This is a genomic window from Streptococcus suis, from assembly GCA_024583055.1.
Lineage (GTDB): Bacteria > Bacillota > Bacilli > Lactobacillales > Streptococcaceae > Streptococcus > Streptococcus suis_V.
Genome location: CP102145.1, coordinates 570,922 through 594,782 on the forward strand (window position 1 = coordinate 570,922; position 23,861 = coordinate 594,782).

Annotated in this window: 25 protein-coding genes; 8 read left to right on the forward strand and 17 right to left on the reverse strand. The window is 45.4% G+C overall.

The annotated features are described in order from the left end of the window. Positions 1-3: 3 nt before the first annotated feature. The 8 genes from NQZ91_02770 to NQZ91_02805 form a co-directional block, all read right to left on the reverse strand. Positions 4-873: a branched-chain amino acid ABC transporter permease gene (locus NQZ91_02770; protein UUM58310.1), complete on the reverse strand. Its 870-nt coding sequence runs from the start codon at positions 871-873 to the stop codon at positions 4-6. A 73-nt stretch (positions 874-946) separates the two neighbouring features. Then, positions 947-2,122, reverse strand: a complete 1,176-nt coding sequence (locus tag NQZ91_02775; protein UUM58311.1) for an ABC transporter substrate-binding protein — start codon at positions 2,120-2,122, stop codon at positions 947-949. Positions 2,123-2,274: 152 nt separating this feature from the next. Continuing rightward, positions 2,275-2,547, reverse strand: coding sequence for a DUF2129 domain-containing protein (locus NQZ91_02780; GenBank protein ID UUM58312.1), 273 nt, complete (start codon positions 2,545-2,547; stop codon positions 2,275-2,277). An 84-nt stretch (positions 2,548-2,631) separates the two neighbouring features. Next, entirely contained in the window at positions 2,632-3,222 is a 591-nt protein-coding gene (locus NQZ91_02785) for an ATP-dependent Clp protease proteolytic subunit (protein ID UUM58313.1), read from the reverse strand. Between the two features lie 110 nt (positions 3,223-3,332). Continuing rightward, a complete protein-coding gene (gene upp, locus NQZ91_02790; protein UUM58314.1) occupies positions 3,333-3,962 on the reverse strand; it encodes a uracil phosphoribosyltransferase in 630 nt (209 codons plus the stop codon). Positions 3,963-4,127: 165 nt separating this feature from the next. Continuing rightward, positions 4,128-4,661, reverse strand: coding sequence for a sugar O-acetyltransferase (locus NQZ91_02795; GenBank protein UUM58806.1), 534 nt, complete (start codon positions 4,659-4,661; stop codon positions 4,128-4,130). Between the two features lie 35 nt (positions 4,662-4,696). After that, positions 4,697-5,875 (reverse strand): pyridoxal phosphate-dependent aminotransferase, encoded by a 1,179-nt coding sequence (locus NQZ91_02800; GenBank protein UUM58315.1) that lies wholly within the window; start codon positions 5,873-5,875, stop codon positions 4,697-4,699. After that, on the reverse strand, positions 5,868-6,968 hold the full coding sequence (locus NQZ91_02805; GenBank protein UUM58316.1) for a cystathionine gamma-synthase: 1,101 nt from the start codon (positions 6,966-6,968) through the stop codon (positions 5,868-5,870). Before NQZ91_02805 ends, NQZ91_02800 begins: the two co-directional genes overlap by 8 nt. Positions 6,969-7,174: 206 nt before the next feature. Between NQZ91_02805 and NQZ91_02810 the strand changes: the two genes are divergently transcribed. From NQZ91_02810 to NQZ91_02820, 3 genes are all read left to right on the forward strand, one after another. Next, the gene (locus tag NQZ91_02810) at positions 7,175-7,438 is read left to right on the forward strand and encodes a hypothetical protein (protein UUM58317.1); all 264 of its coding nucleotides are present in this window, start codon (positions 7,175-7,177) and stop codon (positions 7,436-7,438) included. Between the two features lies 1 nt (position 7,439). After that, on the forward strand, positions 7,440-7,691 hold the full coding sequence (locus NQZ91_02815) for a hypothetical protein (protein UUM58318.1): 252 nt from the start codon (positions 7,440-7,442) through the stop codon (positions 7,689-7,691). A gap of 81 nt (positions 7,692-7,772) precedes the next feature. After that, positions 7,773-9,218, forward strand: coding sequence for a UDP-N-acetylmuramoyl-L-alanyl-D-glutamate--L-lysine ligase (locus tag NQZ91_02820; protein ID UUM58319.1), 1,446 nt, complete (start codon positions 7,773-7,775; stop codon positions 9,216-9,218). A gap of 22 nt (positions 9,219-9,240) precedes the next feature. On the opposite strand, the gene NQZ91_02825 is transcribed toward NQZ91_02820, so the two are convergent. Continuing rightward, complete coding sequence (locus NQZ91_02825) at positions 9,241-9,726, reverse strand: glutathione peroxidase (GenBank protein ID UUM58320.1); 486 nt, start codon at positions 9,724-9,726, stop codon at positions 9,241-9,243. A 10-nt stretch (positions 9,727-9,736) separates the two neighbouring features. Further along, a complete protein-coding gene (locus NQZ91_02830; protein ID UUM58321.1) occupies positions 9,737-10,453 on the reverse strand; it encodes an rRNA pseudouridine synthase in 717 nt (238 codons plus the stop codon). A 138-nt stretch (positions 10,454-10,591) separates the two neighbouring features. On the opposite strand from NQZ91_02830, the gene NQZ91_02835 reads away from it, so the two are divergent. Together NQZ91_02835 and NQZ91_02840 are read left to right on the forward strand one after the other, a co-directional pair. Next, complete coding sequence (locus NQZ91_02835) at positions 10,592-11,548, forward strand: glutathione S-transferase family protein (GenBank protein UUM58322.1); 957 nt, start codon at positions 10,592-10,594, stop codon at positions 11,546-11,548. 72 nt (positions 11,549-11,620) lie between these two features. After that, entirely contained in the window at positions 11,621-12,727 is a 1,107-nt protein-coding gene (locus NQZ91_02840; GenBank protein ID UUM58323.1) for a low temperature requirement protein A, read from the forward strand. 38 nt (positions 12,728-12,765) lie between these two features. On the opposite strand, the gene NQZ91_02845 is transcribed toward NQZ91_02840, so the two are convergent. After that, positions 12,766-13,470 (reverse strand): glucosamine-6-phosphate deaminase, encoded by a 705-nt coding sequence (locus NQZ91_02845; protein ID UUM58324.1) that lies wholly within the window; start codon positions 13,468-13,470, stop codon positions 12,766-12,768. Positions 13,471-13,601: 131 nt separating this feature from the next. Between NQZ91_02845 and NQZ91_02850 the strand changes: the two genes are divergently transcribed. The 3 genes from NQZ91_02850 to NQZ91_02860 are packed head-to-tail and all read left to right on the forward strand — an operon-like array spanning position 13,602 to position 15,308. After that, positions 13,602-13,772, forward strand: coding sequence for a hypothetical protein (locus tag NQZ91_02850; protein ID UUM58325.1), 171 nt, complete (start codon positions 13,602-13,604; stop codon positions 13,770-13,772). Between the two features lie 9 nt (positions 13,773-13,781). Next, positions 13,782-14,810, forward strand: a complete 1,029-nt coding sequence (gene queA / locus NQZ91_02855) for a tRNA preQ1(34) S-adenosylmethionine ribosyltransferase-isomerase QueA (protein UUM58326.1) — start codon at positions 13,782-13,784, stop codon at positions 14,808-14,810. Positions 14,811-14,837: 27 nt separating this feature from the next. Next, the gene (locus NQZ91_02860) at positions 14,838-15,308 is read left to right on the forward strand and encodes an arginine repressor (GenBank protein UUM58327.1); all 471 of its coding nucleotides are present in this window, start codon (positions 14,838-14,840) and stop codon (positions 15,306-15,308) included. Positions 15,309-15,386: 78 nt separating this feature from the next. Here the strand turns inward: NQZ91_02860 and NQZ91_02865 are convergent, their stop codons facing one another. The 6 genes from NQZ91_02865 to argF form a co-directional block, all read right to left on the reverse strand. Then, a complete protein-coding gene (locus tag NQZ91_02865; GenBank protein ID UUM58328.1) occupies positions 15,387-17,003 on the reverse strand; it encodes a C69 family dipeptidase in 1,617 nt (538 codons plus the stop codon). A gap of 135 nt (positions 17,004-17,138) precedes the next feature. Then, on the reverse strand, positions 17,139-18,485 hold the full coding sequence (locus NQZ91_02870; GenBank protein UUM58329.1) for a dipeptidase: 1,347 nt from the start codon (positions 18,483-18,485) through the stop codon (positions 17,139-17,141). Between the two features lie 65 nt (positions 18,486-18,550). Further along, positions 18,551-20,053, reverse strand: a complete 1,503-nt coding sequence (locus NQZ91_02875) for a YfcC family protein (protein ID UUM58330.1) — start codon at positions 20,051-20,053, stop codon at positions 18,551-18,553. A 314-nt stretch (positions 20,054-20,367) separates the two neighbouring features. Next, on the reverse strand, positions 20,368-21,489 hold the full coding sequence (locus NQZ91_02880) for an aminotransferase (GenBank protein UUM58331.1): 1,122 nt from the start codon (positions 21,487-21,489) through the stop codon (positions 20,368-20,370). A gap of 139 nt (positions 21,490-21,628) precedes the next feature. Next, the gene (arcC, locus tag NQZ91_02885) at positions 21,629-22,576 is read right to left on the reverse strand and encodes a carbamate kinase (protein UUM58332.1); all 948 of its coding nucleotides are present in this window, start codon (positions 22,574-22,576) and stop codon (positions 21,629-21,631) included. Positions 22,577-22,747: 171 nt separating this feature from the next. Next, positions 22,748-23,761 (reverse strand): ornithine carbamoyltransferase, encoded by a 1,014-nt coding sequence (gene argF / locus NQZ91_02890; protein ID UUM58333.1) that lies wholly within the window; start codon positions 23,759-23,761, stop codon positions 22,748-22,750. Positions 23,762-23,861 lie beyond the last annotated feature (100 nt).

The window sequence follows — 23,861 nt, forward strand, 5'->3', positions numbered from 1 at the left end:
AACTTACACCTTCTCCTTCACATTTTTACCTAAAATACCTGCTGGACGCACCAAGAGGATGATAATCAAGATACCATATACAACTGCATCACGGTAGCTGGAAAGACCTACAGTTACCGCCAGGGTTTCCAAGAGACCGATGATAAAGCCACCGAGAGCCGCACCTGGAATAATACCAATACCACCGAGAACGGCCGCTACAAAGGCCTTAAGACCTGGCGCCATCCCCATCAGAGGTTCCACAGAGTTATAGTAAAGACCAATCAAGACCCCTGCCGCACCTGCAAGAGCAGACCCAAGAGCAAAGGTAAAACTAATGGTCGAGTTGACGTTAATTCCCATGAGCTGAGCCGCGTCACTGTCTACAGAAACCGCACGCATGGCCTTACCCATTTTGGTTTTTTGGACGATAAATTGCAGAGCCAACATGAGGAAAACAGAGACACCCAAAATCGTCAACTGAACATTGGTCACAGTAATCGGACCAAGGTTGAATTTAACCGTCTCAAGAGCTTGAGGGAAGGCACGTGTATTGGCACCAAAGAGATAAACCATACCGTATTCAAGGAAGAAGGACACACCGATAGCCGTAATCAAGGCCGCAATCTTAGTTGAGTTGCGCAATGGACGGTAGGCCAAGAATTCAATCAGCACACCCAAGGCTGCTGTTAATACCATGGTCAAAACAAGCGCAACAAAGAAATTTAGCTGGAAGGCATTAATCAGATAATAACCAATAAAGGCCCCCATCATATAAAGGTCACCGTGGGCAAAGTTAATCAACTTGATAATGCCGTAAACCATGGTATAACCCAAGGCAATCAAGGCATAGACACTTCCCAAGATAAGACCATTCACCAATTGCTGGAGCATATAGTCACCAAACTTTCTATAACATAAATAATATCTGGAGAGGTCCAAGCCTCCCCAGATTGCATTTTTTAGCTTATTCAGCGCTTACTGCTTCTGCTGAAGCTTCTGCACCGTTTTCCAATTTAACCATGATAGCAGATTTGATAGGGTTGTGGTTTTCATCGATTGAGATTGGACCAGTTACACCTTCAAAGTCTTTCAAGCCAGCAAGGTTTGTTGCTACATCTTTTGAAGTTTTTGCACCTTCTGCTGCATCAGCTGCCATGTAGACTGCATCGTAAGCAAGGGCTGCAAACATATTTGGCTCTTCACCGAACTTCTTCTTATAAGCATCAACGAAGCTTGTTGCCTTGTCAGAAAGTGCTACTTTAGTAGAGTAACCAGATACGTAGTAAACATTTGTCGCATTCTTGCTGCCAGCACCTTCGATGAATTTAGCATCCGCAAATCCGTCAGGACCAAGGATTGGCTTGTCGATACCCATTTCACGCGCTTGTTTTGTAATCAAACCAGCTTCAGTGTAGTAACCTGGGATGATGATTGCATCAAAATCTTGATCTTTCAATTTTGTCAAAGCAGCTTGGAAGTCCTTATCGCCAGATTGGTAAGTTTCTTCAACAACGATTTCACCCTTGTAAGCTTCTTTGAAGGCTTTAGCGATACCTTTTGCGTAGTCACTTGAGTTGTCTGAGTAAAGAACAACTTTCTTAGCATCAAGTGTCTTTGTCGCAAATGTAGCCAAGACTTGACCCTGGAAGCTATCTTGGAAAGTTGAACGGAAGACATATTCTTCAACCTTACCATCTTTAGCTGTCAAATCGTCCTGTGTACCAGAAGGTGTAATCAATGGAACGCCTGCTTGTGTCGCACCTGGAGTTGCCGCAGCTACTGCACCTGATGTTGCAGGACCAATCATCGCAAGAACTTTTTCTTCTGTTGCAAGGTTGGTTGTAACAGTCGCTGCTTCAGCGTTGTCAGATTTGTTGTCTTTTGAAACAACTTCGATTTGTTTACCGTCGACACCGCCAGCTGCATTGATTTCCTCAACAGCAAGGTCAGCACCGTTTTTCTCAGCTTGTCCGTATGCTGCTACAGCACCTGATAATTCCAAGTTGTAACCCAATTTAATCGTGTCACCAGCTTCGTTACCAGCTGCTGATGAAGTGCTTGTTGGAGCTGCGCCACAGGCAGCAAGGAGAGCTGCTGAAGCAAATGTAGCGATTGCTACTGCAAATTTTCTTGTTTTCATGAAAATACCTTAAAACTTTCTTAAATTTTTACGATGTATCTAATATACAGAATTATCAGAAAATTGTCAACAAAAATGATAAAAATTTTTTAAAATTTTTACAGCTCCAACAAAAAGAAAAGCAGGCTCATTTAAACCTACTCCTTCTCTAATTACAAAGTAACGGGATTTTGCTCGTCCCGCCATAGATTGCCAACAAAATTCTGATCCAGTTCCTTGATGTAGGAAGGAACTACTTTTTTGACAAACTTCTCTTTTTTGAGCTTGCTCATGACTTCCTCAGCTTTTTCTGCATTAACATATAATATAACATAACGCAGGCGCTTCGAATGGTAAATCATGTCACCGTAGTGGTTGAGTTTTCTGGAATCCCGATTATAATGCAAATAAACAGTTAGGCTGGTGCGTTCTTTTTTCTCAAACATGGACTTCTCCTCAGACATTTCTATCTATAATTATACCCTTTTCCAGGGAAAATGAAAAGGACCAAATCCAGCCCTTTCCTTATTTTATTTAGTTTTGCTGTTATCCATGATTTGGTCAATGAAGCCGTATGCCAAGGTTTCTTCAGCGGTCATCCAGTAATCACGCTCCGCATCCTTGTGGATTTGCTTGACTGTTTTACCTGAATTGTCAGCCAAGATTTTTTCTAATTTATTACGGGTTTTAAGCAAGTGCTCTGCAGCAATTGCCATGTCGGTTTGTTGTGTACCGCCACCAGTTCCACCCATTGGTTGGTGGATCATGTACTCGGCATTTGGCAACATGAAACGTTTGCCCTTGGCACCACTAGATGCAATGATGGTTCCCATAGATGCTGCTGTTCCCATAACAATTGTCTGGACGTCTGCCTTGATAAAGTTCATGGTATCCACGATAGCAAGACCTGCTGACACAGATCCACCTGGGGTATTGACATAGAGATAAATGTCTTTAGTCGGATCTTGCGCATCGAGGAAGAGCAATTGGGCAATGATAGAATTAGCCATATTGTCCTCCACCGGTCCTGTCAACATGACGATACGGTCCTTGAGCAAACGGGAATAAATATCATAAGAACGCTCACCACGACTGGTTTGTTCAATAACTACTGGAATCATAAGAATACTCCTTTTCGAGATAGATATGTGCCTATTATATACCAATAGTCAAAATTGGTCAAATATTTAACACAGAAAAAGAAACCAGCCGAGCTGATTTCTTTATCTACTTATTTTGTACCGAAGAGGCGGTCACCTGCATCTCCCAGACCAGGGACGATATAGCCTTTTTCGTTGAGTTTTTCATCCAGGGCAGCTGTGTAGATGTCGATATCTGCATGAGCTTCTTGAAGAGCCTTTACACCTTCTGGAGCTGATACGAGGGCCACAAATTTGATATTGGATGCACCACGTTTTTTCAACGAATCAACAGCAAGAATAGCTGAACCACCTGTTGCAAGCATTGGGTCCACAACAAGGATGTGGCGTTGGTCGATATCCTCTGGTAATTTCACCAAATATTCAACGGGTTGGAGGGTCTCTTCATCACGGTACATACCGATGTGACCAACTTTGGCTGCTGGTACTAGGCTGAGCAAGCCGTCCACCATACCTACACCGGCACGCAGGATTGGAACGATTGCCAATTTTTTACCTGCAATCTGCTTTTGAACCGTCTTTGTAATCGGTGTTTCGATTTCTACATCTTCCAATGGCAAGTCACGCAAGACTTCGTAGCCCATTAGCATGGCAATTTCATTAACCAGCTCACGGAAATCTTTTGTAGAAGTTGTCGTCCGACGAAGGATAGACAATTTGTGCTGGATAAGTGGGTGTGAAATAACTTGGAATTTCCCCATGATGATAAAACCTCTCTTTGATGTTTATTGCGGACATTAGAGACTGTGAAGTTTCATGTCACTATATTCTACCAAAATTTCAGGAAAAATGCTTGCCAAAACCAGATTGAAATCATTTTTTCATTTTAGAAGAATGTCATCATTGTAGTTGAGAATACTTTTTATCTAGTCAATGGTCTTAATAACACGGGCCGGATTGCCAGCCAGTACGACATCGTCTCCGAAAGATTTGGTCACGACAGAACCCGCTCCGACCACGACGTTGTCACCCAAGGTCACGCCAGCCAAGATAATAGCACCCCCACCAATCCAGACATTATCGCCAATCTCAATCGGCGCTCCATATTCAGGTCCAGCAATGCGTTCCTCTGCCTTGAGCGGATGAAGGGCTGTGTAAAACTGAACATTTGGTCCCAACATAGCATTCTTTCCGATGGTCACAGGGCAAGTATCCAAAACAGTCCAGTTGAAATTGGCATAAAAATCTTCTCCGACGTGGATATTGCAACCATAGTCCAAGGTCAGGGGTGATTCGATGTAAATCCGCTCCCCCGTTGTTCCCAGCCACTGCTTGGCAATTTCTGTTCGTTTGGAGCTGTCCAACTCTGCAGCATTAAAGGCCTGGCGGTAAACTCTGGCCTGCTGCCGCAAGGCTACCAATTCACTATCTGCTGCATTGTATATCTGCCCCGCCAGCATCTTTTCTTTTTCTGTCTTTTCTTCTCTTTTATCGTTCAAGCTAGACTATCCTCCTTCCCAAAGACCCTTGCAATCCGCTCACTGGCTTCTTTGATAGTATCAAAAGGTGCTGCGACATTTAATCGTGCATGCTGCTTACCGTCGCTGCCGAAGACCAGACCGTCATTTAGGAGGACTTTAGCCTCTTTTTCTAATTTTTCCATAAGGTCAGCCTGACTCAGGCCGTAAGCTGAAAAATCTAGCCAGATTAAATAAGTCCCCTGTGGTTTCATGACCTGAATCCTGGTATGGGTTTCCAGATAATCCACTGTAAAATCAACATTTGTTTCGATGACTTTTTTCAATTCTCCCAACCAATCGGCTCCGTAACGGAAGGCTGTTTCGGTGGTAATCAAGCCGATAGCAGGAATTTCATGCTGGTTATTGGCCAATTGACGTTTGGCAAAAATCTTCCGCAGTTCTGGATTTTCAATAATGGCAAAGCTATTTTTGGTGCCTGCAATATTGAAAGTCTTAGTCGCAGACGATAGGACAATCGAAAATTCCTTGAATCGGTCATCAACTGTATTGAAGGACTGGTGCTGATTGCCAAAGAGGGCTAAATCCTGGTGGATTTCATCTGAAACCAGAAGGACGCCATGTTTCTGGCAGAGCTGGCCAACAGCAGCCACTTCTTCCTTGGTCCACACACGGCCACCGGGGTTGTGTGGATTACAAAAAATATAAATCTTGACCTCATTTTCGAGGATGTCTTTTTCTAATTTTTCCAAGTCAATGGTAAAAATTCCGTCTGACTTGACAAGAGAATTAGTCACCAAGTGACGGTTGTTGAGCTTGATAGTCCGCGCAAAGGGAGGATAGACAGGGGTGTTGATGAGGACTGCATCACCTTCCTTGGTAAAGGCCTGAATGGCAATAGTCAAAGCTGGTACAACTCCTTCGACCAAGAGAATGTTATCGCGCTCAATCTCGTAGCCATGCTGGTTTCTTTCCCAATCAATAATGGACTGATAAAGCCACTCGCTGGCATAGGGATAGCCAAAAATGTGCTGGTCAGCATAGTCACGGATAGCTTGGCGGATTTCTGGTAAAGGCTCAAAATCCATGTCCGCAATCCACAGTGGCAAGAGGTCTGAAACCTCTTCCACCTTACGCCATTTTTCTGCATGTTGGCCCAATCGGTTGGGCCGGCTGGTAAAATCATAGCTAGTCATCTGATCCCTCCAAGGCTTGTTTCAAATCAGCAATCAAATCATCCGCATCCTCAATTCCAATAGATAGACGGAGTAAATCGTCTGTCAGACCATAGGAATGACGGGTTTCTGCTGGAATATCAGCATGGGTCTGGGTCGCTGGATAGGTAATCAAACTTTCCACCCCACCCAAACTTTCCGCAAAGGTAAAAATCGCAAGGCTGTTGAGAATGTGGGGAATTGTCGCCTCATCTGCAACCTTAACAGAAATCATGCCACCCTTGCCGGTATAGTAAACCTGCGTAACTGCTGGGCTATTCTCCAAATAAGCCACAATCTTCTGAGCATTCTGAGTCGCACGTTCCATGCGGATCGACAGGGTTTTGAGACCACGCATGAGCAGGTAGGTATCCAGCGGCGACAGAGTTGGACCAGTCGTATTTTGGTCATAGAAGAGCTTGTCGTAAATAGCCTGGTCATTGGTCATGAGAACTCCAGCCAAGACATCATTGTGACCAGACAGATACTTGGTCGCAGAATGCAGGACCACGTCAGCACCCAGCGTCAGAGGATTTTGATAAATCGGACTGTAAAAGGTATTATCGACAATGACCTTGGCACCTTTGGCATGGGCGACAGCCGAAACCTTAGCAATGTCAAACTCCACCATGAGCGGGTTGGTCGGTGTCTCAAGGAAAACGTAGTCGGTCTGGTCGCCAATGGCCGCTAGTAGATCCTCTTCGCTATTGGCATAGGTAAAGCTGAAACGCCCCAGGCTCTCCTGCTCGTTAAACCAGCGGAAAGAACCACCGTAGAGATCACGCGCTGCCACAATTCTACTGCCGACCGGAAAGCCGTTGAAAAGCAATACCAGAGCCGCCATTCCTGAGCTGGTCACTAGGGCATAGTCCGCCTTCTCTATCGCTGCCAGAGTTTTTTCCAAACTAGTACGGGTCGGATTTTTGGTGCGGGTATAATCAAACCCTGTGGACTGGCCGAACTCCGGATGCTGGTAGGTAGTCGAAAGGTGGATAGGCGATATGAGGGCTCCCGACTTCTCGTCACTATTTATGCCCGTCCGGGCCAAAATCGTATCTATTTTTAATTCTGTCATCTTCTCTACCTCATTTCTATATCTACTAGTCTAGCAGAAATTGGCTTATTTTTGGGAAAGAAACCGAAGATTTCCTATAGGAAAAACTAGAACTTTCTTATAGTTTTTAGCTATAACACCCCGTGAACTTTTGCATAAAAATCCTGGACTACATCCTTAAGAATTGATATACTATACTTGTGAAAGAGCTTTCAAAGGAGGTTCCTATGACATTCCAAAAAGATTTTTATCGCTATTCGGAGTTTTATTGGTTGATTTTCTGGCTGATTCAGATTGGACATATCTGGCTTAGTTACCCGGAAAGTCAGTACCTGCCTTTAAATCTGTTTTTATCTCTGACTCTGCTCATTCATGCTTATCGGGCCTTTTTCAAACCCAAGCATCGCTTTTCGAAAACCAGAACCATTTGGCTTGTCATTGCCTTGCTACTTCTGTGGCTTGGTGCTATCGTGATATGTAGGAGCTACTAAAATGTTCAAACAGTTTAACAATCAGTTTTACCGCAGCCTGGATTTTTACATGGCCATTTGCTTGATACTATATAGTTTGGGAGCTATTTTGGACAATGAATATAACTGGTGGATATACTTACAACCGATTTTGATTCCTTTCACTCTCTACCAATCCTTCTTTTCCAAGAAGGGCAATCTGAAAAAGGATTGGTTGATTTATCTTTGTGTCGGAATCGTCTTCTTGGGATTCTGGTTAGAATTCATTGCCTAGTTACTTGCCCTCTCGTGCATTTCCCAGAGGGTTTTCTTGTCCTGACTTGTCAAATGTCACTGATAGGTTTACAATAGAAACATGATAAAAATTGAACGTGTAGTAGACATCTTAAAAGCGGATGACAACTTCCGCCAGATCAAACAAAATAATCAGATTGATAACACTTGGACGGATGTCCAGTTTGACGCTCTCAGCTATGACAGCCGGACTGTTAGCCCAACGACCCTCTTTTTTGCCAAGGGTTTGGCCTTTAAGAAAGAATTTCTGGAAAAAGCTATCGAGGATGGGCTGGCTTTTTACGTGTCTGAAATCGACTATGCGGTCGGCATTCCTGCTATCATCGTCCATGACATCAAGCAGGCCATGAGCCTGATTGCTATGGAATTTCATGGTCATCCCCAGAAACAGCTCAAACTCCTGGCCTTCACCGGCACCAAGGGTAAGACAACGGCGGCTTATTTTGCTTTTAACATTCTTAAAATCAACCACAAGCCTGCCATGCTTTCGACCATGAACACCACACTGGACGGCAAGACTTTCTTTAAGTCCACCCTGACCACGCCTGAAAGCCTGGACCTCTTTGCCATGATGGCGGAGGCGGTCAAGAACGGCATGAGCCACTTGATTATGGAGGTGTCCAGCCAGGCCTACTTGGTCAAGCGGGTTTACGGGCTGACCTTTGATGTCGGCGTCTTCCTCAATATCAGCCCCGACCACATCGGCCCCATTGAGCATCCGACTTTTGAGGACTATTTCTACCACAAGCGTCTTTTGATGGACAATAGCAGAGCAGTCATTGTCAATGCTGGAATGGACCATTTTGAAGTCGTGAAAGAGCAAGTCAGCTCCAAAGACCATGACTTTTATGGACCGAGCTCTGAAAATGAAATCACTCAGTCAGCAGGTTTTGACTTCACAGTGACCGGCAAATTAGCTGGTCACTACGACATCCAGCTGATCGGTGGTTTCAACCAAGAAAATGCCATCGCAGCCGGCCTAGCCTGTCTCCGCTTGGGTGCAAGTCTGGAGGACATTCACACAGGAATTGCCCAAACCAATGTTCCTGGTCGCATGGAAGTCCTGATCCAGCAAAACGGTGCCAAGGTCTTCGTGGACTACGCCCACAACGGTGACAGCGTGAAAAAGTTAATCGATGTTGTCTTGGAACACCAGACAGGTAAGGTCATCTTGATTTTAGGCGCTCCTGGTAACAAGGGAGAAAGCCGCCGCAAGGACTTCGGTCTCCTCCTCAACAACTATCCGCAGATTGAAGTCATCTTGACAGCAGACGACCCTAACCGAGAAGATCCTGCTGCCATTGCCGCAGAAATTCGTTCCTACATGACTAGACCCAGCGACTTTATCTTGGACCGTGAAGAAGCCATTGCAAAAGCCATGAGCCAAACGACTGGTGGTCAAGATGCGGTCATTATCGCAGGGAAAGGCGCCGATGCCTACCAGATTGTCAATGGAGAGCATGCTCCTTACGACGGCGACTTGGAAGTTGCACGGAAATATCTATAAATAATAAGAGCCCGGGAAAGACCTAGGCTCTTATTTTCAGCAATTTTTCTATGTCCTTTTTCAACTTGCTAGGTGGAGTTATCGGCAGATAGCGCTTAACAACCCGCCCCTGTCTGTCAATCAAAAATTTGGTAAAATTCCATTCAATGCTCTTGCCCAAAAGGCTGGATTTTTCTTTTTTCAGCCATTGATAGAGCGGATCCGCCTCGGGACCATTAACCTTGATTTTTGCGAAACGAGGGAAGGTCGTACCAAAATTTAGACTACAGGCTTGGTGAATTTCTCGGTCCGTTCCACTAGCTTGATTAGCAAACTGATTGCAGGGAAAATCCAGAACCACAAATCCTTCATCTTTGTAGCTTTCGTACAATTCCTGCAATTCCTTATACTGGGGTGCCAGACCACATCCCGGTGCCGTATTGACTACCAGCAAGACTTGACCAGCAAAATCAGACAGGTCTTGCTGGCTGCCGTCCATTTTCTTCACTGAAAAATCGTATAGATTCATACTTTTCTCCTCAATCGAAATAGGTCAGTAAATGTTGGATTTCTGTTTGGGTTAAGGTTCTGTATTGACCCAGAGGTAAATCTCCTAAAGCGAAGCCGCCAAAACTGATCCGTCGCAGATAAGTCACCTTGACTCCATAGGCTAAAAACATTTTCTTGACCTGATGAAACTTGCCTTCGGACAGCTGGATGGTCGCTCTGCTATGTTCCAAAGAAGAAAAATCAACCGTCAGCTGACAGGGCTGGCAGCGTGTGCCGTCCAAAAAGGTTACGCCTGAGGCAAAGAAAGTGGGCGCATCCTGGCTAAGCGGGCCATTGACCTCTACATAATAGGTCTTGTCCACATGGTGCTTGGGATGGAGCATCCGAAAGCCTAGAGGTCCATTGTTGGTGATGAGGACCAGGCCTTCCGTGTCCCTATCCAAACGCCCCACTGGATATAGCCCAGTCGCCCGATCCTCTGGCTGAATGCAGTCGATGACCGTCTGATGCTGGCTATCCGTCACAGCTGATACTACTCCGGCCGGCTTGTGAAGAAGAAAATAGCTAGCGCCTGCCAATGCTATCTGTTTTCCTTGGATAACAATTTCCTGCAGAGCTGGGTCCACAATCTGGCTGAGAGAATGAGCAGGTTGATCGTCAATCCATATCTGCTGGGCCTTGAATAATTTCTTTACTTGCTTGCGGGAACCAATCTTGGCCACCTCCATACATTTGTCTAATCTCATGGGACTATTGTATCACAAATCATATAGCTTGACTCTTTTTGAAAAAGGTTTATAATACTAGTTAGTGATATATTTTTTTACAAAGGGAATCCAATCATCCTATTGGATTTCCCATTTTTTCAGTAAGGGAGAAAATTCATGGGACTTTTACAAGATGGAAAATGGGTGGACAAGTGGTATGACACCAAGTCAACAGGTGGCAAGTTTGTTCGTACAGTCACACAATTTCGCAACTGGATTACGCCAGACGGACAAGTGGGTCCGACAGGAACAGGTGGTTTTAAGGCCGAGTCGGGTCGCTACCATCTCTACATTTCTCTGGCTTGTCCTTGGGCTAGTCGGACCTTGATGATGAGAAAATTGAAGGACTTGGAGGACCATATCTCCCTGTCTGTCGTTCATCCACTCATGTTAGAAAATGGCTGGACCTTTGAAGATGGACCTGGTGTCATCAAGGATTCCCTCTTTAACAGCGATTATCTCTATCAGGTCTATTTGAAAGCCGATCCAACGTACTCTGGTCGGGTGACCGTTCCTGTCCTGTGGGATAAGAAAACCAATACCATCGTCAGCAACGAGTCTGCCAAAATTATGCGGATGTTCAATACCGCCTTCAATGACATCACGGGCAATCAGGATGATTATTATCCAGCAGACTTGCAGGCTGAGATTGATATCATGAATGACTTTGTCTATCCAAACATCAACAATGGTGTTTACAAGGCTTGCTTTTCAACCAGTCAAGCAGTCTATGAAAAAGAAGTCAAAAATCTCTTTGCTGCCTTGGATAAATTGGAAGAGCATTTGGCAGATAAGGACTATCTAGTTGGCAATCAATTAACCGAGGCTGACCTTCGTCTCTTTACCACCTTGGTGCGATTTGCCCCTGTATACTTTGGGCATTTCAAATGCAATATCAAGGCCTTGGTTGACTATCCAAACTTGTGGGATTATACCAAGCGGATTTACAACCATGCTGGTATTTCAGAAACGGTTGACTTTGACCATATCAAACAGCACTACTACGGTAGCCACAAGACCATTAACCCAACAGGTATTGTCCCAGTCGGACCAGACTTGGACTGGACACTATAAGATATAAAGGGAGATGATAACCTCCCTTTTCGTATGGTATAATAGTTCAGATTTTTTGAAAAGGAGAATGACATGTCTGAAATTATCGCAAAACGCGTATCAAACTATGAATTATTTTATGATTTGGTCTTTGTCCTGGCCACTTCTTCACTGACTGGACTTTTGCACGGTGACCATATCGGACTCAGGGAAATTCTAACATTTATCACCGCCAACCTGATTATTATGACCTTGTGGATTAATGAGACGATTTACCTCAACAAATATGGTGAACGGGATTTGTTGGATATTAGCGCGATTATTGCGTCCATGTTTGTGGTAGGACAATTATCCCTAAACTTTAGCCATGATTTTAAAGCGACCGCTCTACCATTTACCATCTTTTTGACCCTGTCTTATCTGCTGATTTGCTTGCAGTACTACCTTCGTGGTCGGAAAATCGGTTTTACGGCAGATATAAAAAATAGTCTCTATATGTTTGGGATTTATGTGCTGGTATTTTTCTTGGCTTCGGTAGCTATTTACTTCAATTTCTGGACCTATGATGAAAGGAGTCACTTACTTTTTTATCTTCCATTTGTCATTTCCTATTTCTTCAAGGATAAGCTCAGTCACGATGCCATGAACTTTCCACACATTGTTGAACGGTGTCAGTTGATTACCATTATTACCTTTGGTGAAACGGTCATTGCGATTTTGAAAAATTATCCGATTCAGACGCATCTGCTCACTGGTATTCTCTTCTTCTTGACAATGGCTTTCTCCTTTATGTTTTACATTTCGCAAACCTATCTCAATATCAACCACCATCAAAAGACAAATGTAGCCACCTTACTCTATGCCCATATGGTACTGGTTTTGGGTCTCAACTTCTTCACAGTTTCTGTGGAGGTCTTACCTGGTGAGCATGCTAGTTTGGGCTTGCCTTTCCTCCTCATCGGCTACTTCCTCTACTATCTCGGAATCCTGATGACCAGTCGCTACAACCAGGACCTTTATCAACTAGATAAGATGGTTTGGCTTCAATATGCTATTGTAGTATTCACTACCATCATTCTTCTGATAGCCTTCCACCACTATCTAACCTTGATTGCCGCTATACTGGTTGCTAGTTCATTTATGATGCTGATAATTTCTTTCCGCCACCGCAACCGTGTAGAAGTTGACCTCGAAAAATAAGAAATCCGACTACCAAAAATGGTAGTCGGTTTTGTCTATTATGCTAATTTACTAGCTGCTGCTTCATCGATGATGAGGACAACATCATCATGGTTTTGAAGGACGCTTGCTGGGACTTGCTCTGTCACTGGTCCTTCCACTGTTGCCTTGATGGCGTCGGCTTTTTCAGGTCCATAGGCCATGAGGACGATGGTTTTTGCCGCCATGATGTTGGCAATCCCCATGGAAATAGCCTGTTTTGGCACTTCCTCAATGGTATCAAAGAAGCGACTGTTGGCCTCGATGGTCGAAGGAGCCAAATCAACCAAGTGAGTCTGACCGTCAAAGGGCGCCCCTGGTTCATTGAAGCCGATGTGGCCGTTGCGACCGATACCCAGGATTTGAAAATCGATGGGTTTGTCTGCCAAAATTTTATTGTAACGGGCTGTTTCAGCTGCTGCATCCTCAGCCAATCCATTTGGCAAGTAGGACTGCTTGAAGGGTTTGCTATTGAAGAGTTGTTCCTTCATAAAATAGATATAGGACTGATCACTTTCCTCGCCTAGCCCGACATATTCGTCCAGATTGACCGAGGTCAGGTCAGAAAAGTCCAGGTCGCTCTCGCGGATGAGTTTGTAAAATTCCAGGGGACTAGAACCTGTTGCCAAACCGAGGACCTTGGCACCGCCGGCTAATTTTTCTTTTAATAAATTGAAGGCCAAAGCTGCGCCTTCTGCTTGATTTTCAACTACATGAACTTTCATGGTAACCTCCTTTTTGGTATAGACCGTTTTCCTAATTTTATTATATGGTATATACCAATTTTTGTCAAGTCATCTTGCTTACAATTCCCGTCCTGCTAGCCTATTCCCCCTAAAAATGCTATAATGAAGGTATGTTAAAAGATTTACTCATTCTATTTTTTCTGGGAAATATCCTCTGTCTGATTGGGTATTTTGTGAAAAAACAAGTCCTGCTCAAGCGTATTCTCTATGGGATTGGTGGACTATTGATTGCATCACCATTTTTAGTTCTGGCCTACTTTTTATACGCTATTTTTTTGTAAGGAGTTGATATGAAAACAACAGATTTTGATTTTGAATTGCCCGAAGAGCTGATTGCTCAAGTCCCTCTTGAAAAACGGGACAGCTCCCGCCTGCTCATCCTGGATAGGGAAAAACAGACCATGGTGGACAGCCATTTTGACCACATCATCGACCAGCTCAATCCAGGCGATGCCCTGGTTATGAACAATACCCGTGTCCTACCGGCCCGTCTCCACGGCTTTAAGCCTGAGACTGGTGGTCATGTGGAATTTTTGCTCCTGAAAAATACCCAGGGGGACCAGTGGGAAGTTCTTGCTAAGCCAGCTAAGCGGCTCAAGGTCGGCGCCACTGTTGCCTTTGGAGACGGCAGATTAACCGCCACTGTGACCCAGGAATTGGAACACGGTGGTCGCATCGTCGAATTTGCCTACGAGGGCATTTTCCTAGAAGTCTTAGAAAGCCTGGGAGAAATGCCACTTCCGCCCTATATCCATGAGACCCTAGAAGACCGCGACCGCTACCAGACCGTCTATGCCAAGGAAAATGGCTCCGCGGCGGCACCGACAGCTGGTCTCCATTTCACAGAAGAATTGCTCCAAAAAATCGAGGCCAAGGGTGTCAAGCTAGTCTATCTGACCCTCCATGTGGGATTGGGAACTTTTAGACCAGTATCAGCTGATAATCTGGATGAGCATGAGATGCACTCAGAATTCTATACCTTGACGGCCGAGGCTGCAACAATACTCAATCAGGTCAAGGCTGCTGGCGGACGCATTGTCGCTGTCGGCACCACCTCGATTCGCACCCTTGAAACCATCGGCAATAAATTTGACGGCCGACTGGAAGCTGACTCTGGCTGGACCAATATTTTCATCAAGCCCGGCTACCAGTTCCGCATTGTCGATGCCTTTTCTACCAACTTCCACCTACCCAAATCAACCCTGGTTATGCTGGTATCTGCCTTTGCCGGCCGGGAATTTGTCTTGGAAGCTTATAAACACGCCGTAGACCACCAATACCGCTTCTTCAGTTTTGGCGATGCCATGTTTATCCAATAAGGATTGCACTGTATAAAGGAGTTTGCAATGAATAAAATTGAAAGTCGGCACCAACTCATCCTCTCCCTGGTCCTGGAAAAGAAAATCCACACCCAGCAGGAGTTACAAGATTTGCTAGAGACCAACGGTGTGACGGTCACCCAGTCCACCCTGTCGCGCGATATCAAACAGCTCAATCTTGTTAAGGTCAATGAAGCAAACTCCGCCCACTATATCATCAATCCGATAGCGCCATCTCGGTGGGAAAAGCGTCTCCGCCTCTATATGGAGGACGCTCTAGTCGTTTTGAAACCCGTCCAACACCAGGTGGTTCTGAAGACCCTACCTGGTCTGGCCGGAACCTTTGGCTCTATCCTAGATGCCATGGAAATTCCTGAAATCATTGCAACCGTCTGCGGAGACGATGTTTGCCTGATTATCTGTCAGGACGAGGAAGCAGCGCTGGCCTGCTTTGAAGAGCTCAAACACTACACGCCACCCTTCTTCTTTTCCAAGTAAGTGACAAAAACTCCTAGTTCCAAGTGAGCTAGGAGTTTCTTTTATTAAAATACCTATTTCAGACTAGTTCAAAATAGATTATTTTGTATTTTTCTTTTTGAACAAATAAACTGCGCTGGCAACTGCAGCAAGGCCCAGTAGGGCGTAAGGAAGGACATTCATAGAAGATGATTTTTCCTCACTGGTCTCTTCTTTTTTCTCAGGCGTTGCTTCTGCTTCTAGAGTAGCAACACGCGCCTCCAAGTCCTTCTCAATCTCTTTCAGACGGGCAAAGGTTGTTTCCGCCCGCTTGATACTGGTTTCAGTGGCGTGCTTGCTTGCCTCTTCAGGATTTTCAGCTACCAGGGAAATGATTTCCTGGTTCAATACATCCTGTTCCTTGATCCAGTCCGCTTCCAGACTCTTGACTTGGTCAATGACTTCCGTACCAAATTCATCTGGATATTGAGCTACCATATCGTTGATATGAGAAATAACCCAGTACCAAGAATCCGCACTGTATTCTGTGCTGGTGTCCTGATAGGCCTTATAGGTGTCTGTGATATTACCAAAATACGGTAGATAAGGTGCATTGCGCGGACTTCCCATGGCTAACCACATAACTCCGCCACCGACTTCTACAGGCAATTCATCCTTGAGCTGGAAGATATGGGCCTCCATGACATTTTCATTAGAAATCGGATAGGCATAGCCATCGACAGCATTCTTATTCTCAGGCTTGCCCTTACCGTCCAATTCCATTTGGTCCAGAGGTTTCAAATCCAAGCCTTCAAAACGGTTTCGCTGCAGGGCCATGGCATCTTCCAAGCCCAATTTTTTATCCGTCGTGTGCAATAATTCATAGTAATCATCTTCGTAGGTCACCTTGGAATCCGGGTCCAATGACTTGATGCCTGAAAATGACCGCGAACGGTTGGCGTCTGATAGCGGTGGATTGTAGGATTGGGCAATATGAAACTGACTGTCCACTTCCTTGTAGGTACCTGCTTCTTCCGCCAAACCTTTGACATTGTCAGAAGTAATCACGCCCTCCTTATCCGAAAAATCAATATGACCTAGATAGAAGGTATTTGGAAAGACAGCAAACTTATCTGCTGGGAATTTGATGGCTACATACTGGTGACCAGACAAGATTTCCATATACCAGATGCCTTCCTTGTCCGCAAAGAGGACAATATTCCCTTCTGCTGAGCCCTTTTCAGTCACAATTTTTGCGACCAGGTCTACAGCTTCACGGGCCGTTTTAGCATATTGGAGAACAATACTGGTCATGGAAGATTCTGCCAATCCATCTTCTACATAGGGATCCAATTTTAGAATATCATCATTTGCCGTTGCAGAAACGGTCGCTGAAATTGACAGGCCATGTTCATTAAAACCAGCCTCGTCGTAGACACCGTACTCCGGAGTAACATCGGGTACCGCTGTGTATTTGTGAGATACTGCTGGCAAAGGATAGGTAAAACCATTAGACTGGTCTTCCCACTTGGCCCCTTGCTCATTTTCCGTCCGTGGATAAACGCGGAAGGTCTTATTGTGATTTGGTTCCAGGTCTTCTGTCCGTCCATAAAGCCAGGAACCATCTGTGGTCAGGTCCTTACCGATGACAAAACCCGTACAGGCTGACACGATTGGCTGACCAATCCATATACTACTGCACAAAAGCAATAGTATAGCCGATAACTTTTTCTTCATGATTTCCTCCATTCTGAAATCAGTGCAAAAAATAACCTGTATCCACATAGAGCCAGCAGACACAGGTTTTGATGAGAACACAATTTGGAAGTGGAATTCCAATCAGCTACTAGAAGCTGATACCTTTTCCAACTTCTATTGATCAGAACCTGCTAGACGATAGACCGCCTCAGCATAGATTTCCATGGTCTTATACAAGTCTCCCAGGGGCATTCGTTCATTTTCTTGATGCTCAGTTTGTGGCGTTGATGGGAAGCAAGCCCCAAAGGCCACACAATTTGGCATGGTCCGAGCGAAGGTTGCTCCTCCAGATGAGATGGGCTGACTGTCTAAATCACCTGTTTTTTCCTGATAAACAGCCATCAGCGTAGCCACAAGCTGGCTGTCCAGAGGGACATAAAGGGATGGGAGATAGTCAAATTCCTCATAGGTCAAACCCAAAGCTGCTGCCTTAACAGACAGAGTCTCCACCAGCTGGTCCTTATCTGCCATGACTGGAATACGAATATCCAGACGAATTTCAGACCGATGGGAATCGATGGTCAGGCCCGCAATATTGAAACTCAGAGCACCAGACGGCTCATCACTTACATCTCCAAATAAGCCCTGAGCCGTCGCGTCCTCCCCAATCGTATTAGCAATGAAGTCCAAAGCTGGGTGCTGCTCAAACTTATCCAGAGCCTTGGCCAAGCGCACAATGGCATTGACACCCTGGGCCGCATCCTTGGCGTGTTTGGACAGACCGAGTACGACAACCCCGTCGTCATCCATTTCATAATCAAAGCCCAATTGCTTCAACTCAGCAATAACGCTGGCCAGGAGATGGCCAGAATAGCAAGACTTTGCCGGTACGACATTGTAGGCCGTCCCAGCATCCAGGTGCAAATCTCCCTGACCTGGACCATGGAGTTTGGCCTGCAAGAGCCCCTTTTCAGCATAGGTTAGCGGGAAGGATGAATCCGGTGCAAAGCCCATTGTGGCCTCTTCTTCCAGCTGATTGTAGCGATGGAGACAACGCCAGAGCGTTTCCTCGTCCGTTCCGAAGATAAAACGCACACGTTTGGTAAAGGTCACACCAGCATCCATCAGGGCCTTGACCGCAAAGAGCGCAGCCATGGATGGTCCCTTGTCATCCTGCACCCCCCGCCCAATCATGAGACCGTCCTTTATCACAGCCTCAAAAGGGGGCGTCTTCCACTTGGTCAGGTCACCAGCCGGCACCACATCCAAATGGCAGAGAATGGCTAAAAGTTCCTGACCCTGCCCCACCTCAGCATAGCCGTAATATCCTGCCGGGTCCAGATAGGTTGAAAAGCCTAGCTGACGACAGAAGTCCAGGGTAAATTCTAAGGCATCCTGAATCGGTTGACCAAATGGTGTCTTGGTTTGATGTTCTTGTAAAATAGAGGGGAAGGCGACCAAATCTTGAATGGCCGCTAGACAAGCCTGCTTGTCTTCCTCTCTGATAAAATTCCTTGTCACCTCAATACCTCCATTCTATCCGATAGTCGGAAAACATACATGGGTAGTTGTCTATATTGCCTAGTCTAGAAGAAGGTTGCTACTGCCAGAATGAGGATGGAAGCCACAATGATAGCAGCAATCAATTTACCAACGTATTTGTACCAGGTACCAATTTCGATACGTCCTAGAGCCAGGGCACCCATTACAATACCAGATGTCGGTGCTACCAGGTTAAGGACACCAGACGCTGCCTGGAAGGCTGTGATAATCAAGCTAGCAGGCACATTGACAAATTCGCCCAAAGGAGCCATGATACCCATAGAAGCTCCTGCCAAACCTGAAGTTGATGGAATCAAGAAGGACATTGGCAGATAGAAGAGATAGGTCAGGATGATAAAGACTTGAGGAGATAGGCCTTGCAGACCAACTTCACCCCAGTTGAGGATGGTAGCTGTAATCATACCATCGTTCATAATGACCTGGATACCACGCGCCACCGCACAAATCAAGGCAACGCTGAGCAGGTCGGCTGCACCATTCAAGAAGGATTTGACCAGGCGTTCTTCTTCCATACCGTAGACAATACCAATCATAACACCGGCTACACCAAAGAGCATAGCGCCTTCTGGGAAGTACCACCATCCAAATGGATAGGTCGTAATCCCCACAATTTGACCAAGAACTGGAATGGAAATCAGCCATTCTTTGATATCTGTAAAGAAATTCACGCCCAAGTCTTCCCAAGGAATGAAACTCAAAATCATGAATACAAAGGTTAGGAAGAAGAGGACCAGCACACGTTTTTGGGCAGGTGTCAAGGTATCATTGACCTCACGGTCTGCATTAACATTGAAATGCTCCATATCTGCTTCACGCTGGTTGTAGACCAGTGATTTGGCAGGATCCTTTTTCACTTTTTCCGCATAAGATGCAACAAAGAACATGCCTAAACCAAGGATAACTATGAAAAATACAATCCGCCAGATCATACCATCTGCGATGGAAACCCCTGCTGCCGCTGATGCCACACCAGTCGCAAATGGGTTGACCGTTGAAGCCAAACAGCCAATCTGTGAACCCAAGAGTATAATGGCAACACCAGTCAGACTATCATAGCCAACCGCCATCATAACCGGAATTAACAGAGGGAAGAAGGCCATGGTTTCCTCACCCATACCATAGGTCGAACCACCCAGGGCAAAGAGGAACATAAGGATGTAAATCAACCATTTTTCACGGCCCTTGAAGCGCTTCACGATAGAGGCAATCCCTACGTCCAGCGCTCCAGTTTCATTCACAACTCCCAGGAAAGCCCCCACCATCAAGATGAAGAAGGAGACATTAATGGCAGCTGATGTTGCTCCGTGGCCCAGCATAGCCCGAACCGGAGCCATAAAGACATCCCAAATACCCTGCGGATTTGAGTCCACAGCTTCATAGGTGCCTGTGATAAAGTTTCCCGCATCATCAACCTGATATTGACCCGCAGGAATAATCCAGGTCATCACTGCCATCGCGGCAATAATGAGCATGAGTATAGTGTAAGATGAAGGCATTTTAAAGCCTTTTTTTACTTTTTCGCTCATGGCAAAAAACCTCCTAATATATTTTTACATGATTGTTTTTCACAGGAAAAACACTTAGAAGCTTTATTCACAAGCAAGGAACATTTAGACCAGAAAGTTTTTCTTATCAAGATAATTTCTTCAAGAATACAAGATATTCTGAAAAACTAGGATGATTGACAGAAAACCAGTCATAGCCAAATGCACTGCTCTGTGAATACAGATTCCTACATACAAATACACAGGCTGGAACAATCTTAGACTTAGAAAATAGATTTCTAAGCTAATCGCCAAGCCTTTTATCAAAAGAGGTTTGAGCAAGTAAATGAATAAAGTTAATCCAGGTCGTCAAACTGACGCAGGAAGGCAGACAGGCGCTTTAAGCCTTCTTGGAGAATCGACCGATGGGTGCAATAGCCCAGTCGCGCATAGCCCGGCATATCAAAGCGATTGCCCGGTACCAGCAAGACCCCCTCCTCCTGCAAGAGACGGAGACAGAAACTCTCCGTATCTTCTGGAATATCCAATCGAATAAAGGAAGTTGATACCTGTTTTGGGAAGACCAGTTGCACATGGGGCTCATGCTCTACCCAATCCTGGAGAATCCGCAGATTGCCTTCTACCAGACGGCGATTGCGCTCCAGGATGACTGCCTTATTTTTCAATACATGAGTCGCCAAGGCATCATCAATCACACCAGCACAAATCATGGTGTAATCTCGATATTTGCGGAACAAATCCGACAATTCCTTGTTGGCTGCCACCCAACCGACCCGAATCCCAGGAATGGAATAGGTCTTAGACAGGCTATTGGTCGAAATGCCCTTTTCGTACAAATCAACGATAGCAGGCACATCCATCCCTTCTTCCAAGGGTTGATAGACCTCATCTGACAAGATATAGGCACCCACACTCCGAGCCAGTTCAACCACTTTCTCCAAAAAATCCCTGGTCATAACAGACCCCGTCGGATTGTTAGCATTATTGATACAAATCATCTTGGTATTTGGCCGAAGGAGGGACTTCAAGTCCTCCAAGTCAGGCAACCAATCACGCTTCTCATCAATCCGCCACAAGTCTACCTCCGCCCCAAAAGAACGAGGAATATCATACAACTGTTGGTAGGACGGATAGAGAGAAATCACATGATCTCCTGGCTGAATCAAGGCATAGATGGCCAAGTGGTTGGCCCCTGTCGCACCATTGGTCTGAAGAATCGAGTCGACACTGACTGTCTCGTATAACTTGGCAACTTCTTCCTTAAAGGCAGGTGAACCTTCTATCCAGCCGTAGTTCATCTTGGCTTGCAATAAATCCCCCATTACCGCCTGGCCATCTCCCAAAGCCAAGACCTCTTCCAAGGTCATTGAAGCAATCGAACTACCTGCAATATCATATTTGGCTTGAGTTTCCCACTCATTGAGCCATTCTTCTACACCAAAGGCTTGAATGTCCATCTTTCTTCCCCTCTTCTCTATCCAGAAGCTCGGACAAGTAGGTCCGATTTCCAGAATCAATCCTTGTTATTATAACATAGTCCGAAATCAAGTCCTCACAATTACCCTTGGCTAGGCCCTCTTCCTTTTCATTTACTGCTTAACTTTTGACAATGATGGTGCCACTTTCTGATTCAATCAAGGCACCAAGATTTTCAAGAGAGGTGATAACTGCCTGGGAGCTTGGCTTATGATTGACAAAGGCAATCGTCGCCTCTACCTTAGGCAGCATAGAACCTGGTGCAAATTGGCCTTGTTTGATGTATTCTTCCAATTCTGCCACCGTCACGCGCTCCAACTTCTCTTGATTTGGTTTGTTAAAGTTAACATAGACATAGTCCACACCTGTCAGAACGATAAAGAGATCTGCATCGACCAGTTCAGCCAGACATTGAGAGGCAAAATCCTTATCAATAACAGCCTCTACCCCTGTCAAGGTGCCATCAGCCTCCTCAATGACCGGAATACCACCACCACCTGCGGCAATAATCACTTCCCCCGCATCCAAGAGGGTACGGATGGTTCCGATTTCCTTGATACCAATTGGTTTTGGTGAGGCAACGACCTTGCGCCAACCACGACCAGCATCTTCCTTAAAGGTTGCTCCTGTTTTTTCCGCTTCAGCCTTGGCTTCCTCTTCTGTATAGAAGGGACCGATTGGCTTGGTCAGATTCTCAAAAGCAGGGTCTGCCTTGTCAACAATGACCTGGGTCACTACTGAAGCGACATCCTTCTTAATGCCTTCCTTGGCCAACTCATTTTCCAGGGCATTTTGCAACCAAAAGCCGATAGAGCCTTCGGTCATGGCCACCAGGCTATCCAGTGGAAAGGCAGGGTTTTTCTCAGAATCAGCCGCCAAATTTTGCAACAGCAGATTGCCTACCTGCGGACCATTTCCGTGTGTGATGATTAAGTCATCACCATTTTTTATCAACTTAACCAGGTGCTTGGCTGTGTCAACCAAGGCCTGCTTCTGGGCTTGGGCTGATGGATCGGATGATAGAATGGCATTTCCGCCCAAAGCCACGACAATTTTACGATTTGCCATAGAGCAAAATCACTCCTCTCTTTTATTTAGGAAACCGTTTTCACGATTCTCTTGAAGGGAGGACTGACTCGTCAAAAGCCAGCCCACCCACTGCTGCTGTCATTTCATCAACCTACTTCTCAACCTCCAATATCTCGGAGATTGGCAAGCAAGCAATTTTATACTTCTATATTACACTCTTGGCACAAATGGATCACCCAAGGTCGCAGCCATGACTGCTTTGATTGTGTGCATGCGGTTTTCAGCCTGGTCAAAATGACGAGCGTATTTGCTGCGAAAGACTTCGTCTGTCACTTCCATTTCTTCTACGCCGAATTTCTCAGCAACATCCTTGCCATAAACGGTATTGGTATCGTGGAAGGCAGGCAAGCAATGCAAGAAGATGAGATTTTCGTTGCCAGCTTTTTTCACCAAATCCATGTTAACTTGGTAAGGTTTGAGCATTTTCACACGTTCTTCAAACTTAGCTTCTTCACCCATAGACACCCAAACGTCCGTATAAAGGACATCTGCGCCCTTAACTGCTTCGTCCGCATCATCCGTAATCAGGATACGCGCGCCACTTTCCTTGGCAAATCCTTGCGCCAATTCCACGACTGTTTCATCTGGGAAGAGTTCTTTTGGTGAGAAAATATGCACATTAACACCCAGAATAGCACCAGTCACCAAGAGAGAATTAGCAACATTATTGCGGCCATCGCCACAGTAAACCAAAGTCACGCCTTCCAACTTACCGAAGTTTTCCTTGACGGTCAAATAATCGGCCAACATCTGTGTTGGATGCCAAGCATCGGTCAAGCCATTCCAGACAGGTACGCCAGAGAATTCTGCCAATTCTTCGACCATTTTTTGGCTAAAGCCACGGAATTCAATCCCGTCAAACATCCGGCCCAAAACTTTTGCGGTGTCCTCAGTTGACTCTTTCTTGCCCAATTGAATGTCGTTGGCACCCAGATATTCTGGATGAGCACCCAGGTCAATGGAAGCTACTGTAAAGGCCGCACGGGTACGAGTGGACGTTTTTTCAAACAAGAGAGCAATATTTTTCCCTTCCAAATAACGATGCGGAATATTGCGCTGTTTCAAATCCTTCAAGTGTGCCGCAAAATCAATCAACCATTCCAATTCTGCGCGTGTAAAATCTTTTTCTGCTAGGAAATGTCTTCCTTTGAAAATATTTGTCATTTGTCTTTCCTCTTCTAAAAAGCTGTATTCACAAGTGAGGTAAATGTAGATAAGAGATAGTTTTTTGCTGGAATACTGACTGTATTTCATAAAAACTGCC

Excerpts from the sequence above, each read along its gene's own strand:
- NQZ91_02785 (UUM58313.1), bottom strand. The coding sequence starts at position 3,222 with ATGATTCCAGTAGTTATTGAACAAACCAGTCGTGGTGAGCGTTCTTAT.
- argF (UUM58333.1), bottom strand. The coding sequence starts at position 23,761 with ATGACAAATATTTTCAAAGGAAGACATTTCCTAGCAGAAAAAGATTTT.
- NQZ91_02880 (UUM58331.1), bottom strand. The coding sequence starts at position 21,489 with ATGGACATTCAAGCCTTTGGTGTAGAAGAATGGCTCAATGAGTGGGAA.
- NQZ91_02805 (UUM58316.1), bottom strand. The coding sequence starts at position 6,968 with ATGACAGAATTAAAAATAGATACGATTTTGGCCCGGACGGGCATAAAT.
- NQZ91_02815 (UUM58318.1), top strand. The coding sequence starts at position 7,440 with ATGTTCAAACAGTTTAACAATCAGTTTTACCGCAGCCTGGATTTTTAC.
- NQZ91_02780 (UUM58312.1), bottom strand. The coding sequence starts at position 2,547 with ATGTTTGAGAAAAAAGAACGCACCAGCCTAACTGTTTATTTGCATTAT.
- NQZ91_02830 (UUM58321.1), bottom strand. The coding sequence starts at position 10,453 with ATGAGATTAGACAAATGTATGGAGGTGGCCAAGATTGGTTCCCGCAAG.
- queA (UUM58326.1), top strand. The coding sequence starts at position 13,782 with ATGAAAACAACAGATTTTGATTTTGAATTGCCCGAAGAGCTGATTGCT.
- NQZ91_02860 (UUM58327.1), top strand. The coding sequence starts at position 14,838 with ATGAATAAAATTGAAAGTCGGCACCAACTCATCCTCTCCCTGGTCCTG.
- NQZ91_02835 (UUM58322.1), top strand. The coding sequence starts at position 10,592 with ATGGGACTTTTACAAGATGGAAAATGGGTGGACAAGTGGTATGACACC.
- NQZ91_02800 (UUM58315.1), bottom strand. The coding sequence starts at position 5,875 with ATGACTAGCTATGATTTTACCAGCCGGCCCAACCGATTGGGCCAACAT.
- NQZ91_02820 (UUM58319.1), top strand. The coding sequence starts at position 7,773 with ATGATAAAAATTGAACGTGTAGTAGACATCTTAAAAGCGGATGACAAC.
- upp (UUM58314.1), bottom strand. The coding sequence starts at position 3,962 with ATGGGGAAATTCCAAGTTATTTCACACCCACTTATCCAGCACAAATTG.
- arcC (UUM58332.1), bottom strand. The coding sequence starts at position 22,576 with ATGGCAAATCGTAAAATTGTCGTGGCTTTGGGCGGAAATGCCATTCTA.
- NQZ91_02875 (UUM58330.1), bottom strand. The coding sequence starts at position 20,053 with ATGAGCGAAAAAGTAAAAAAAGGCTTTAAAATGCCTTCATCTTACACT.
- NQZ91_02795 (UUM58806.1), bottom strand. The coding sequence starts at position 4,661 with ATGCTGGCGGGGCAGATATACAATGCAGCAGATAGTGAATTGGTAGCC.
- NQZ91_02845 (UUM58324.1), bottom strand. The coding sequence starts at position 13,470 with ATGAAAGTTCATGTAGTTGAAAATCAAGCAGAAGGCGCAGCTTTGGCC.
- NQZ91_02810 (UUM58317.1), top strand. The coding sequence starts at position 7,175 with ATGACATTCCAAAAAGATTTTTATCGCTATTCGGAGTTTTATTGGTTG.
- NQZ91_02840 (UUM58323.1), top strand. The coding sequence starts at position 11,621 with ATGTCTGAAATTATCGCAAAACGCGTATCAAACTATGAATTATTTTAT.
- NQZ91_02825 (UUM58320.1), bottom strand. The coding sequence starts at position 9,726 with ATGAATCTATACGATTTTTCAGTGAAGAAAATGGACGGCAGCCAGCAA.
- NQZ91_02770 (UUM58310.1), bottom strand. The coding sequence starts at position 873 with ATGCTCCAGCAATTGGTGAATGGTCTTATCTTGGGAAGTGTCTATGCC.
- NQZ91_02865 (UUM58328.1), bottom strand. The coding sequence starts at position 17,003 with ATGAAGAAAAAGTTATCGGCTATACTATTGCTTTTGTGCAGTAGTATA.
- NQZ91_02775 (UUM58311.1), bottom strand. The coding sequence starts at position 2,122 with ATGAAAACAAGAAAATTTGCAGTAGCAATCGCTACATTTGCTTCAGCA.
- NQZ91_02850 (UUM58325.1), top strand. The coding sequence starts at position 13,602 with ATGTTAAAAGATTTACTCATTCTATTTTTTCTGGGAAATATCCTCTGT.